The 13744-nt window shown below is 64.2% G+C and carries 10 protein-coding genes, 1 tRNA gene and 1 pseudogene; all 12 read left to right on the top strand.

From position 1 onward, the window contains the following. Positions 1–4 precede the first annotated feature (4 nt). Entirely contained in the window at positions 5–1315 is a 1311-nt protein-coding gene (nuoF, locus tag CA260_RS13250; RefSeq protein ID WP_111983557.1) for an NADH-quinone oxidoreductase subunit NuoF, read from the top strand. Further along, positions 1312–3633 (top strand): NADH-quinone oxidoreductase subunit NuoG, encoded by a 2322-nt coding sequence (gene nuoG / locus CA260_RS13245; RefSeq protein ID WP_111983556.1) that lies wholly within the window; start codon positions 1312–1314, stop codon positions 3631–3633. The genes nuoF and nuoG overlap by 4 nt, the downstream gene beginning before the upstream one ends. A 4-nt stretch (positions 3634–3637) precedes the next feature. Next, the gene (gene nuoH / locus CA260_RS13240) at positions 3638–4663 is read left to right on the top strand and encodes an NADH-quinone oxidoreductase subunit NuoH (RefSeq protein ID WP_111983555.1); all 1026 of its coding nucleotides are present in this window, start codon (positions 3638–3640) and stop codon (positions 4661–4663) included. Between the two features lie 103 nt (positions 4664–4766). Beyond that, on the top strand, positions 4767–5258 hold the full coding sequence (nuoI, locus tag CA260_RS13235; protein ID WP_111983554.1) for an NADH-quinone oxidoreductase subunit NuoI: 492 nt from the start codon (positions 4767–4769) through the stop codon (positions 5256–5258). Between the two features lie 10 nt (positions 5259–5268). Further along, the gene (locus tag CA260_RS13230; protein WP_425479746.1) at positions 5269–5922 is read left to right on the top strand and encodes an NADH-quinone oxidoreductase subunit J; all 654 of its coding nucleotides are present in this window, start codon (positions 5269–5271) and stop codon (positions 5920–5922) included. Then, entirely contained in the window at positions 5919–6224 is a 306-nt protein-coding gene (gene nuoK / locus CA260_RS13225; RefSeq protein ID WP_038616898.1) for an NADH-quinone oxidoreductase subunit NuoK, read from the top strand. Before CA260_RS13230 ends, nuoK begins: the two co-directional genes overlap by 4 nt. 4 nt (positions 6225–6228) lie before the next feature. Continuing rightward, positions 6229–8261 (top strand): annotated as a pseudogene (gene nuoL, locus CA260_RS13220) (NADH-quinone oxidoreductase subunit L). Positions 8262–8274: 13 nt separating this feature from the next. Then, positions 8275–9783, top strand: coding sequence for an NADH-quinone oxidoreductase subunit M (locus CA260_RS13215; RefSeq protein WP_111983553.1), 1509 nt, complete (start codon positions 8275–8277; stop codon positions 9781–9783). A 16-nt stretch (positions 9784–9799) separates the two neighbouring features. Then, on the top strand, positions 9800–11239 hold the full coding sequence (nuoN, locus tag CA260_RS13210; RefSeq protein WP_111983552.1) for an NADH-quinone oxidoreductase subunit NuoN: 1440 nt from the start codon (positions 9800–9802) through the stop codon (positions 11237–11239). Positions 11240–11351: 112 nt separating this feature from the next. Further along, positions 11352–11428 (top strand) — tRNA-Met (locus tag CA260_RS13205). Positions 11429–11648: 220 nt separating this feature from the next. Continuing rightward, a complete protein-coding gene (gene rimP / locus CA260_RS13200) occupies positions 11649–12164 on the top strand; it encodes a ribosome maturation factor RimP (RefSeq protein WP_111983551.1) in 516 nt (171 codons plus the stop codon). Between the two features lie 48 nt (positions 12165–12212). Beyond that, positions 12213–13718, top strand: coding sequence for a transcription termination factor NusA (gene nusA / locus CA260_RS13195; protein WP_111983550.1), 1506 nt, complete (start codon positions 12213–12215; stop codon positions 13716–13718). Positions 13719–13744: the final 26 nt, after the last annotated feature.

The raw sequence follows: 13744 nt of genomic DNA, 5'->3' as shown, positions 1-13744 counted from the left end.
CGCCATGGCATACGGTCCGGCACCGAAAGAACATCAAGTTGTGTACACCACGCTGCATTTCGACAAGCCGTGGGCGATGGACAGCTATACCCAGGTCGGTGGTTATGAGGCGTGGAAGAAGATCCTCGCCGAGAAGCCCGACCCGACTGCTTTGATCGAAGAGATCAAGAAGAGCAACCTGCGCGGCCGTGGCGGCGCGGGCTTCCCGACCGGCCTGAAGTGGTCCTTCATGCCCAAGGGCGACATGCAGAAGTACATCCTCTGCAACTCGGACGAATCCGAACCCGGCACCTGCAAAGACCGCGACATCCTGCGCTTCAACCCGCATGCGGTGATCGAGGGCATGGCGATCGCGTGCTACTGCACGGGCTCGACCGTCGCCTACAACTACCTGCGTGGCGAATTCCATCACGAGCCGTTCGAGCATTTCGAAGAGGCGCTGAAGGAAGCCTACGCGGCCGGCCTGCTGGGCAAGAACATCCAAGGCACCGGCCTCAACGTGGACATCTATGGCGCGCTCGGCGCCGGCGCGTACATCTGCGGCGAAGAGACCGCGCTGATGGAATCGCTGGAAGGCAAGAAGGGCCAGCCGCGCTTCAAGCCGCCGTTCCCGGCCAACTTCGGCCTGTACGGCAAGCCCAGCACCATCAACAACACCGAAACCTATGCCTCGGTGCCGGCCATCCTGCGCAAGGGCGCGGACTGGTTCCTGGCGCAGAGCAAGACCAAGAACGGTGGCCCGAAGATCTTCTCGGTCTCCGGTTGCGTGCAGAAGGGCGGCAACTTCGAAGTGCCGCTGGGCACCACCTTCGACGAGCTGCTGGAAATGGCCGGCGGCCTGCGTCCGGGCCGCACGCTGAAGGGTGCGATCCCGGGCGGCGTGTCGATGCCGGTGCTGCGTGCCGAACAGCTGAAGGGCCTGCCGTTCGACTACGACACCTTGCGCGACCTCAAGACGGGCCTCGGCTCGGGCGCCATCGTGGTGCTCGACGACACCGTGTGCACGGTGCGCTTCACCCGTCGTATCTCGCAGTTCTTCCACAAGGAAAGCTGCGGCCAGTGCACGCCGTGCCGCGAAGGCACCGGCTGGATGCACCGCGTGCTGGACCGCATCGTTGCCGGCCAAGGCACGATGGACGACCTGCATCGCCTGAAGGCCATTGCCGGCCAGATCGAAGGCCACACCATCTGCGCGTTCGGCGAAGCCGCCGCGTGGCCGGTGCAGGGCTTCCTGCGCCAGTTCTGGGATGAATTCGAGTACTACATCGTCAACGGTCGCTCCATCGTCGACGACAAGCTTGGAGCCGCCGCATGAGTGCGCAGCCCGCTACGCCCAACCTCGACCTGGTGAACATCGAGGTCGATGGCAAGCCCACGCAGATCCGCAAGGGCGCCATGATCATCGAAGCGGCCGACGCCATTGGCGTGTCGATCCCGCGCTTCTGCTACCACCGCAAGCTCCCGATCGCCGCCAACTGCCGCATGTGCCTGGTGGAAGTGGAGATGGGCGGCAAGCCCATGCCCAAGCCGCAGCCGGCTTGCGCCACCCCGGTGGCGGAAGGCATGAAGGTGAAGACCCGTACGGACGTCGCCCTGAAGTATCAGAAGGACGTCATGGAATTCCTGCTGATCAACCACCCGCTGGATTGCCCGATCTGCGATCAGGGCGGCGAGTGCGAACTGCAGGACGTCGCGCTGGGCTACGGCCGCAGCGTGTCGCGCTACACCGAGCGCAAGCGCACCATCGCGGACGAAAACCTCGGCCCGCTGGTCGCCACCGAGATGACCCGCTGCATCCAGTGCACGCGCTGCGTGCGCTTCACCAGCGAGATCGCCGGCACCTACGAGCTGGGCGGCATGAGCCGTGGCGACAACCTGCAGATCGGCACCTACATCGGCAAGACCATCGAGACGGAGCTGTCGGGCAACATCATCGACGTCTGCCCGGTCGGCGCGCTGACCAACAAGCCGTTCCAGTACCAGGCGCGCGCCTGGGAATTGATCGCCAAGCCGTCCGTCGCCTATCACGACGCGCTGGGCTCGAACCTGTGGCTGCATACCCGCCGCGGCGAGGTGCTGCGCACGGTGCCGCGCGACAACGAATCGATCAACGAGTGCTGGCTGTCCGACCGTGACCGCTACAGCCACCAGGGCCTGTACGCTGCCGATCGCGTGAACGCGCCGCAGGTGAAGCGCAACGGCCAGTGGCAGACCACGACGTGGGAAGACGCACTGGGTGCGGCTGCGGAATCGCTGAAGGCAGTGCCGGGCAGCGAACTGGGCGTGCTGGTCTACCCGGCCACCACCAACGAGGAAGGCGACCTGCTGGTTCGCCTCGCGCGAGGCCTGGGCAGCGCCCACATCGACCACCGCCTGCGCCAGCTCGACTTCGCCGACAACGCGGCCGCCGTGGCGTTCGCCAAGCCGGTGGCCGAACTGGACAAGGTCAAGGCGGCGTTGCTGGTCGGCTCGGACCTGCGTCACGAGATGCCGCTGCTTAACCACCGTATCCATCAGGCGGTGAAGAAGGGCGCCAAGGTCTACGCCGTCAATCCGGCGAGCTTCAACTTCAACTACAAGCTGGCCGGCGAAGCCATCGTGGCGCCGCAGGCACTGGTCGATGCGCTGCTGTCGCTGGCCAAGGCGGCCGTCGAAGGCGGTGCGAGCGCGCCTTCCGCATTGGCTTCGGCCATCGACGGCGCGTCGTCCGACCAGGGTGACAAGGACGCCATCGCCGCGATGAAGAGCGGCAGCGCCGTGGTCATCCTCGGCGAGGCGGCTGTCACCCATCCGCAGGCCTCTTGGCTGCGTACCGTGGCTCGCTTCATCGCGGAGGCCACCGGTGCCGGCTACAACGAACTGCCGGTTGGCGCGAACGCTGTGGGCCTGGCCCAGGTCGGCGTGCTGCCGGGCAATGGCGGTCTCGACGCACAGGCCATGCTGGCCCAGCCGCGCAAGGCTTACGTGCTGTACGGCGTCGAGCCGCAAGACGTGGCCGACGGCGCTGCGCTGCTCAAGGCGTTGAAGGGCGCCCAGCAGGTCGTCGCGTTCTCCGCCTATGCCAGCCCCGCGCTGCGCGAAGTGGCCAACGTGATCCTGCCGATCGCGCTGCTGCCGGAAATCGACGGCACCCTGGTGAACGTCGACGGCCTCGCCCAGAGCGTGGCCGCCGGCGCCAAGGCCCCGGGCGAAGCACGTCCGGGCTGGAAGGTGCTGCGCGCCCTGGGCGGCGTGCTCAAGGTTGCCGGCTTCGAGTTCGACGACCTGGCTGGCCTGCGCGAAGGCATCAGCCCGCGTGGTCACCAGGCTCGCGCCGAACTGGCGTCGCGTCCGTCGGCCTCGGGCCTGACGCGTCTCGCTACCTGGCCGATCTACCGCACCGACGCGGTACTCCGTCGCGCCACGGCGCTGAGCAAGCATCCGCTGAACCGCGTACCGGCCGTACGCGTGAATGCCGATGAAGCGCAGCGCCAGGGGCTGGGCGAGGGCGCCGCGGTCCGCATCGCCGATGCCGTGCTGCCGCTGGTCATCGATGCAAGCGTGCCCGACGGCGCCGCCTGGATCGAAGCCGCACACGACGACACTGTCACGCTGCCGCCGTACGGCGCGGCCCTCACCCTGAGCAAGGCGTAAGCACATGGGCGAACAGATCCTCAACCAGATCATCTGGCCAATCGTCTACATCCTGTGCATCGTCCTGCCGCTGGTGATCGCGGTCGCGATGTACGTGTGGTGGGAGCGCAAGGTCATCGGCTGGATGCATGTGCGCATGGGACCCAACAAGATCGGTCCCTTCGGCCTGCTGCAGGCCTTTGCCGACGTGGTCAAGCTGCTGCTGAAGGAAGTGATCCTTCCGACCAGTGCGAACAAGGCGCTGTATTACCTGGCACCGATGATCGCGCTGGTGCCTGCGCTGGCCGCCTGGGCGGTGATTCCGTTCGACGACAAGATGGTGCTGGCCAACGTCAACGCCGGTCTTCTGTACCTGCTGGCGATGACCTCGCTGGGCGTGTACGGCATCATCCTCGCCGGCTGGGCTTCCAACTCGCGCTACGCACTGCTGGGCGCCATGCGTTCGGCCGCGCAGGTCATCTCCTATGAACTGGCGATGGGCCTGTGCCTGGTCTGCGTGCTGGTGCTGTCGGGTTCGCTGAACCTGACCGACATCGTGCATGCACAGGCTGGCAGCAAGGGCATCGGCGACTGGTTCATGTGGCCGCTGCTGCCGGTCTTCATCATCTACTTCATCTCGGGCGTGGCCGAAACCAATCGCGCGCCGTTCGACGTGGCGGAAGGTGAATCGGAAATCGTCGCCGGCTTCCACGTGGAATACTCGGGCTCGGCCTTCGCGCTGTTCTTCCTGGCCGAATACGCCAACATGATCCTGGTCAGCTTCCTGGCCTCGATCCTGTTCATGGGCGGCTGGCTGTCGCCGCTGCCGGCATCGTGGGGCTTCCTGGGCCACGGCAGCATCCTGTGGCTGTTCGCCAAGGTTTTCCTGTTCGCCTTCCTCTTCCTGTGGTTCCGCGCCAGCTTCCCGCGCTACCGCTATGACCAGATCATGCGTCTGGGCTGGAAGGTATTCATCCCCATCACCATCGTCTGGGTCCTCGTCGCCGGCTGCATGAAGTATTTCGGCTGGGTCACGGTGGGGGGCTTATGAGGGCTAGTTTCGACCAGCGTCATCGCGAGCACCCGCCCCTCATCCGCCCTGACGGGCACCTTCTCCCCGGAAGGGAGAAGGGCGTTATGCCGAGAGCGTACCTATGAACCGCGTTACTCACTATTTCAAGAGCCTGCTGCTCATCGAGCTGTTCAAGGGCATGGCCCTGACCATGCGCTACATGTTCAGCCCGAAGTACACGATGCGCTACCCGATGGAGCACATCCCCAAGTCCAACCGCTTCCGCGGTCTGCATGCGCTTCGCCGTTACGCCAACGGCGAAGAGCGTTGCATCGCGTGCAAGCTGTGCGAGGCGGTGTGCCCGGCACTCGCCATCACCATCGACTCGGCCCCGCGCGAAAGCGACGGCCAGCGCCGCACCACGCGCTACGACATCGACCTGTTCAAGTGCATCTTCTGCGGATTCTGCGAAGAGAGCTGCCCGGTCGACTCGATCGTCGAGACGCATATTCACGAGTACCACTTCGAGCAGCGTGGCGAGAACGTGGTGACCAAGCCGCAGTTGCTGGCCATCGGTGACCGCTTCGAAGCGGACATCGCCGCGGCCCGCGCTCAAGACGCCGCGTACCGTTGAGGACACTACTGTGATCGATCCTTCTGTGTTCCAACTCGTCTGCTTCTACGCGTTCGCTGCGGTCACCGTGGTCGCCGCGCTGGGCGTGATCAGCCTGCGCAACACGGTGCATGCCGTGCTGGCGCTGGTGCTCACCTTCTTCAGCACCGCGTGCATCTGGCTGCTCGCCGAAGCGGAGTTCCTCGCCATCGCCCTCATCGTGGTCTACGTGGGCGCGGTGATGGTGCTGTTCCTGTTCGTGGTGATGATGCTCGACATCAACCAGGAGCGGGTGCGCGAAGGTTTCATCAAGTACCTGCCGGTGGGCATCATCGTGGCCCTGGTCATGCTCGGCGAAATGCTCGCGTTGATCGGCGTGCGCGCCATGCACCAGGCGGTGATGGGCGCCGATCCCGCGGCCGCCGTCGGCATGTCCAACACCGAATGGCTGGGCCATGCGCTGTATACCCAGTTCCTGCTGCCGTTCGAAATCGCCGCATTGATCCTCACCGTCGGCGTCGTCGCCGCCGTCGTGCTGACCCTGCGTCACCGCACCGGCGTGCGCCACCAGCAGGCCTCGCAGCAGGTTCGCGTCAAGGCAGCCAGCCGCATCCGCGTGGTGAAGATGGCGGCTGAAGTGCCCGCCGCGCCCCAGGCAGAACCGGGCAAGGAGACCACCCCATGATCACGCTCGCCCATTTCATCGTGCTCGGCGCGGTGCTCTTCAGCATCGCCCTGGCCAGTCTCTTCATCAATCGCAAGAACGTGATCGTGCTGCTGATGTCGATCGAGCTCATGCTGCTCGCCGTCAACATCAACTTCGTGGCGTTCTCCCGTTTCCTGGGGGACGTGGCAGGGCAGGTGTTCGTGTTCTTCATCCTCACCGTGGCCGCGGCGGAAACCGCCATCGGCCTGGCGATCCTGGTCCTGCTGTTCCGCAACCGCAGCACCATCAATGTCGCCGAAATCGACAGCATGAAGGGTTGAGCCAATGCCATTGTCTACCTCCATTCTGCTGACCATCGCGCTGGCACCGCTCGTCGGATGCCTGCTCGCGGGCTTCTTCGGCCGTTTCATCGGCCGCGCCGGCGCGCATACCGTGACCATCCTCGGCGTGGCGCTCGCCTGCGGCCTGTCGATCTACGTGCTGTACCAGCTCACCGCTGGTGGCGCCCCGGTCTACAACCAGAACATCTACACCTGGTTCGAGATCGGCCAGTACTCCGCGCACGTGGGTTTCCTGATCGACCGCCTCACCGCCATGATGATGGTGGTGGTCACCTTCGTGTCGCTGCTGGTGCACATCTACACCATCGGCTACATGCATGAGGATCCGGGTTACCAGCGCTTCTTCAGCTACATCTCGCTGTTCACCTTCTCGATGTTGATGCTCGTGATGAGCAACAACTTCCTGCAGCTGTTCTTCGGCTGGGAAGCGGTGGGTCTCGTGTCGTACCTGCTGATCGGCTTCTACTTCAAGCGAGAGAGCGCCATCTACGCGAACATGAAGGCGTTCCTCGTGAACCGCGTGGGCGATTTCGGCTTCCTGCTCGGCATCGCCGGGGTGCTGTATTTCCTGGGCACCCTCGACTACGCGACCGCGTTCTCGGCTGCGCCGACGCTGGTCGGCAAGACCCTGCAGATCACGCAGAACACCCATTGGGATGCCGCCACGGTCATCTGCATCTGCCTGTTCATCGGCGCGATGGGCAAGTCGGCGCAGTTCCCGCTGCACGTCTGGCTGCCTGACTCGATGGAAGGCCCGACGCCGATCTCCGCGCTGATTCACGCGGCGACGATGGTGACGGCCGGCATCTTCATGGTGTCGCGCATGTCGCCGCTGTTCGAGCTGTCGGATACCGCGCTGTCGTTCATCACGGTGATCGGCGCGATCACCGCGCTGTTCATGGGCTTCCTCGGGATCGTCCAGAACGACATCAAGCGTGTCGTCGCTTACTCGACGCTGTCGCAGCTCGGCTACATGACGGTCGCGCTCGGCGTGTCGGCCTATCCGGCGCCGTGTTCCACCTGATGACGCACGCGTTCTTCAAGGCGCTGCTGTTCCTCGGCGCCGGCTCGGTGATCATCGGCATGCACCACGATCAGGACATGCGCAACATGGGCGGCCTGCGCAAGTACATGCCGATCACCTGGATCACCTTGTGGATCGGTTCACTGGCGCTGTGCGGCGTGCCGTTCTTCGCGGGCTTCTACTCGAAGGACGCGATCATCGAAGCCGTGGGCGAGTCGCATCGCTGGGGTTCGAACTACGCCTACTTCTGCGTGATGGCCGGTGCCTTCGTGACCGCGCTGTACACCTTCCGCCAGATGTACCTGACCTTCCACGGCAAGGAGCGCTTCACCGTGGTGCACGACCATGGCCACGGCCATCACGTCGAGCACAAGGACGATCACGGCCACCACGAGCCGGGCATCATGCACGAGACCCCGCACGAGACGCCGTGGGTGGTGACGCTGCCGCTGATCCTGCTGGCCATTCCGTCGATCCTGGTGGGTGCGTTCGCCATCAAGCCGCTGCTGTATGGCGAGTGGTTCGGTTCGGCCATCCACGTCAATGAGGCGAACAACGTGCTGGGTGAGCTCGGCAAGGAGTTCCACAGCTGGCTGGGCATGGCGTTGCACGGTTTCACGCAGCTGCCATTCCTGCTGGTGCTGACCGCGTTTGCGATCCAGACCTACATCTATCTGTTCAACCCGTCGGTGGCCGACCGCATCAAGAATGCGCTCAAGCCGATCTACAACGTGCTCAACCACAAGTACTGGTTCGACGCGGTGTACTACATCGTGTTCGCCCGCGGCGGCATCGCGCTGGGTCGTGCCCTGTGGAAGGGTGGCGACGCGGCGGTGATCGATGGCGTGCTCGTCGACGGTTCGGCTGGCCTGGTGGACCGCATCGCCGGTGGCGTGCGCCGCCTGCAGTCCGGTTATCTCTATCACTACGCCTTCGCAATGATTCTCGGCCTTATCCTGCTGCTCGGCGGGTATTGGCTGGTCGGGCAATAAGGGAACCTGCTCCATGTTCAATCATTTGCTCAGCCTGCTGATCTGGCTCCCCATCGTGGGCGCCATCCCCGTGCTGCTCGCCGGCTCCAGCCGGCCGAACGCCGCGCGCTGGATCTCGCTGCTGGTGGCCATCGCCACCTTCGCGGTCAGCCTCTACCTGTTGCCGCAGTACAACGCGGGCGACGCCGCCAAGCAGCTGGTCGAAGACCATCTGTGGATCGCCGGCCTCAACGTGCATTACGCACTGGCTGTCGACGGCATCTCCGTGGCGCTGATCCTGCTGACCACCTTCGTGGGCATCCTGGTCATCGTGGGCGCCTGGGAGGTCATCCAGGTCAACCCGCACCAGTACATGGCCGCCATGCTGGTGCTCGAAGGCCTGATGATCGGCGTGTTCTGCGCGACGGACGCGTTGCTGTTCTACGTGTTCTTCGAGGCCATGCTGATCCCGATGTTCATCCTCATCGGTGTCTGGGGTGGCCCGCGTCGCGTGTACGCCACGCTGAAGTTCTTCATCTACACGTTCTTCGGCTCCATCTTCATGCTGGTGGGCCTGATCTACCTGTACCTGAAGGCCGGCACGTTCGACCTGGCGCAGCTGACCGCGCTGCCGTTGAGCATGAAGGAGCAGACCTGGCTGTTCTTCGCCTTCCTCATCGCCTTCGCGGTGAAGGTGCCGATGGTGCCGGTGCACACCTGGCTGCCGGATGCGCACGTGGAAGCGCCGACGGGCGGCTCGGTGGTGCTGGCCGCGATCATGCTGAAGCTCGGCGGCTACGGTTTCCTGCGTTTCTCGCTGCCGATCACGCCGGACGCCACGGAGTCCTATGCCCCGGTCGTGATCACGCTGTCGCTGATCGCGGTGATCTACATCGGCTACATCGCGCTGGTGCAGGAGGACATGAAGAAGCTGGTGGCGTACTCGTCCGTGGCGCACATGGGCTTCGTCACCCTGGGCATCTTCATCGCCTTCATGCTGGTGCGCGGCAACAACAACCTGGACGCGGCCAAGCTGGGCGTGCAGGGCGCCATGGTGCAGATGATTTCGCACGGCTTCGTGTCGGGCGCGATGTTCTCGTGCATCGGCGTGCTGTATGACCGCCTGCATACCCGCCAGATCAAGGACTACGGCGGCGTCATCAACGTGATGCCGTGGTTCGGTTTCTTCTACGTGCTGTTCGCCATGGCCAACACCGGCATGCCGGGCACCAGCGGCTTCGTCGGCGAGTTCCAGGTGATCCTGGCCAGCTTCCAGGCCAACCCGTGGATCGCGCTGTTTGCCGCCTTCACGCTGATCATCAGTGCGGCCTACACGCTGTACCTGGTCAAGCGCGTGCTGTGGGGCGACATCACCAACCCGCACGTGGCCGAGATGAAGGACATCAACGGCCGCGAGTGGTTTGTGCTGGGCGCCTTTGCCGCGGGCACGCTGGTGCTGGGCATCTGGCCGGAGCCGCTGGTCCATCTGATGGACAGCTCGGTGTCACAGCTGGTCACGCAGCTTGGCAATCACAAGATCTAAGCAGGACTGACTGATCATGCCGAATTTCAATGACATTCTGATCCTGCTGCCGGAGCTGTATCTGGTGGCGGCAGCGTGCTTGCTGCTGCTCCTGGACGCCTTCATGAAGGCGGAACAGCGCCCCTTGCTGCACTGGCTCTCCATCGCCGTACTGGTGGTGGCGATCTACCTGGTGGTGGGTGGCCAGCCCAGCCAGCCGGTGACCGCCTTCAGCGGCATGTTCGTCCGCGACGGCGTGGCCGAGATCCTCAAGGTCTTCGCGCTGCTCGCCACCGCCCTGGTGTTCGTCTACGCCAAGCCGTACCTGATCGACCGCAAGCTCTTCGTCGGCGAGTTCTACACGCTGTCGATCTTCGCGGTGATCGGCATCATGCTGCTGGTCTCGGCCGGCAGCCTGGTCACGGTGTACCTGGGCCTGGAGCAGCTCACGCTGTCGTCCTATGCGCTGGTGGCGCTCAATCGCGATTCGCGACTCTCGTCGGAAGCGGCCATCAAGTACTTCGTGCTGGGCGCGCTCGCCTCGGGCATGCTGCTGTACGGCATGTCGATGGTCTATGGCGCCACCGGCACGCTGGACCTGGCCCGCCTGCACATGGCCGCGACCCACACCGGCATGCCGCACCTGCTGGTCTTCGGCCTGATCTTCATGATCGTGGGCATCGCCTTCAAGCTGGGCGCGGCGCCGTTCCACATGTGGATTCCGGACGTGTACCAGGGTTCGCCGACCGCCGTGACCATCTTCATCGGCTCGGCGCCGAAGCTGGCTGCGTTCGGCATGGCCTACCGCCTGCTGGCCTCCGGCCTGGGTGACCTGTCGCAGCACTGGCAGCTGATGCTGGCCTGCCTGGCGGTCCTGTCGCTGGCCATCGGCAACATCGTGGCCATCGTGCAAAGCAACCTCAAGCGTCTGCTGGCGTATTCGACCATCTCGCACATGGGGTACCTGCTGCTGGGTCTGGTCAATGCAGGCCCCGAGGGTTACGCGGCGGCGCTGTTCTATGCGATCAGCTATGCGCTGATGGGCACGGCGGCCTTCGGCGTGATCCTGGCGCTGGCCCGTGCGGGTTTCGAATGCGAGGAGATCGACGATCTCAAGGGCCTGAACCAGCGTTCGCCGTGGGCCGCGTTCCTGATGATGCTGGTGATGTTCTCGCTGGCCGGCGTGCCTCCGCTGTTTGGCTTCTTCGCCAAGCTGCTGGTACTGCAGGCCGCGATCCATGCCGGGTTCCTGTGGCTGGCGATCGTCGGTGCCGTGTTCGCCATCATCGGCCTCTACTACTACCTGCGCGTGGTGAAGGTGATGTACTTCGACAAGCCGGTCGAAGGCACCGAAGTGCGCCTGCAGGGTGATGTATCGGTTCGCCTGGTGCTTTCGCTGAATGTGCTGGCGCTGCTGGTGCTGGGCCTCGCCTGGGGCCCGCTGTTTGGCTGGTGCCAGCGCGTATTCGTCGGTTGATGCGCATCGAGGCGGATGCTTCCGCCACGATGTTTTTGCAGAAGTACTGAAATAAATTTGCGAAACAGGCTTGCAAGAAATCGGCCATCTCGCTAATATTTCCGGACTCTGATGCGGGGTGGAGCAGTCTGGCAGCTCGTCGGGCTCATAACCCGAAGGTCGCAGGTTCGAATCCTGCCCCCGCTACCAGATCTTTCTTAGAACAAGAAAGCCTCCTCGTGAGGCTTTTTTGTTGGGCGCAAGGAAGCGTCGCACATGTGTCACACGCCGCTTCGATGCTGGCTGCGCCAAGGTGCCCCGGAAAGGTCTGGATGGGTCGGGACATCGGCGAGGACGCTCTCCTTAAGAGCAGGGAATGGGCCGCTTGAGCCCATTTTTTGTTTCTGGCGACGGTAACGGTAGACGAATCATGGATACGCAGGCATTAGCTCAACGCTTCACCGAAGTCCTGGCCGATCTGGGCCTGGAATGCATCGGCGTGGAGTTCACCCCGTCGCAGGGGCAGAGTACCCTGCGTGTCTATCTGGACGCCGAGGGCCGCGAGGTCAACCTCGATGACTGCGAAGCGGCCAGCCGTGAACTGTCGGCGATGCTGGACGTTGAGGACCCGGTTCCGGGCCACTATGTATTGGAAGTTTCTTCCCCCGGCATCGACCGTCCGCTGTTCACCGCGGCGCAGTTCGCCAAGGTGTCCGGGACGGAAGTGAAGGTATTGCTGAAGGCGCCCCTGGAAGGACGCCGCCGCTTGCGCGGCAAGGTGATCTCGGTGGACGGCGAGAGGATCTCGCTGGAAGCAGAGGGGAAGACCTTCGAGTTCGACCACGACGCGGTGGAAAGCGCGCGCGTGGTACCCGATTGGGCAGCGCTCGGTTACGTGCCGCAGCCCAAGCCGGGCAAGAAACCGGGCAAGAAGGCCTCGAAGTAAATCAATCGAAAACCGATCGGCGCCGGCGGCGTCTACGGAGTTGCTGCAATGAGCAAAGAACTTTTGCTGGTGGTTGACGCGGTCGCCAATGAAAAGGGCGTGTCGCGTGAAGTGATTTTCCAGGCGATGGAAGCGGCGCTCGCGTCCGCGGCCAAGAAGCGCTATCCGGACGAAGATCCGGATATCCGCGTGACCATCGACCGCCACAGCGGCGATTACGAGACCTTCCGTCGTTGGGAAATCATTGCCGACGATGGCGAGATGGAGTCCCCGTTCCACCAGGTGCGCCTGATGGACGCCGTCGACGAGCGCGAAGACTCGCAGGTCGGCGAATACATCGAGGCGCAGATCGAGAACGCCGAGTTCGGCCGCATCGCCGCACAGGCCGCCAAGCAGGTGATCGTGCAGCGCGTGCGCGAGGCCGAGCGCCAGCAGGTGGTCGACGCCTTCCGCGATCGCGTGGGCGAGCTGGTCACCGGCATCGTCAAGCGCGTCGAGCGCGGCAACGTCTACCTCGACCTGGGCGGCAACGCCGAGGCCTTCATCCCGCGCGACAAGACCATTCCGCGCGAATCGGCCCGCGTTGGCGACCGCGTCCGTGGTTACCTCTTCGAGGTGCGTTCGGAAGCCCGTGGCCCGCAGCTGTTCGTGTCGCGCGCCGCGCCGGAGTTCATGATCGAGCTGTTCAAGCTCGAAGTGCCGGAAGTGGGCCAGGGCCTGGTCGAGATCAAGGGCTGCGCCCGCGATCCGGGCGATCGCGCCAAGATCGCCGTAGTCGCGCACGATTCGCGCACCGATCCCATCGGCGCCTGCATCGGCATGCGTGGTTCGCGCGTGCAGGCCGTGTCCAACGAGCTCAATGGCGAGCGCGTGGACATCATCCTGTGGCACGAGAACCAGGCCCAGTACGTCATCAACGCGATGGCGCCGGCGGAAGTGCAGTCCATCATCATGGACGAAGAGAAGCACTCGATGGACATCGCCGTGGCCGAGGACAAGCTGTCCCAGGCCATCGGTCGCGGTGGCCAGAACGTGCGCCTTGCCAGCAAGCTCACCGGCTGGCAGCTCAACGTGATGACGCAGGACCAGGTCGCCGCCAAGAGCGAGGCCGAGCAGGAAGCCGCACGCCAGCTGTTCATGGACAAGCTGGAAGTGGATCAGGAGATCGCCAACATCCTCGTGCAGGAAGGCTTCTCCAGTGTCGAGGAAATTGCCTACGTGCCCAGCGCCGAGCTGCTGGCGGTCGAAGGCTTCGACGAGGACATCGTCGAGGAGTTGCGCGCCCGCGCCCGCGACGCGCTGCTGACCGAAGCACTGGCGGTGGAAGAGAGCATCGACGAGCACCAGCCGTCGGAAGAGCTCCTGCAGCTGCCGGGCATGGACGAAGCCACGGCCTATGCGCTGGCGGCTCGCGAAGTGGTGACGGTGGACGATCTGGCCGACCTCGCGGTCGACGACCTGATCGACATCGAGGGTATGGACGAAGATCGCGCTGCAGCGCTGATCATGGCTGCACGCGCGCCGATGATCGAGCGTCTGGAGAAGGGTGGCTAACCGCGGGCGGCGGCGCCCTGGATGGG

The organism is Dyella jiangningensis (assembly GCF_003264855.1).
Taxonomy (GTDB): domain Bacteria; phylum Pseudomonadota; class Gammaproteobacteria; order Xanthomonadales; family Rhodanobacteraceae; genus Dyella; species Dyella jiangningensis_C.
This window is presented reverse-complemented; position numbering and strand designations above follow the sequence as displayed.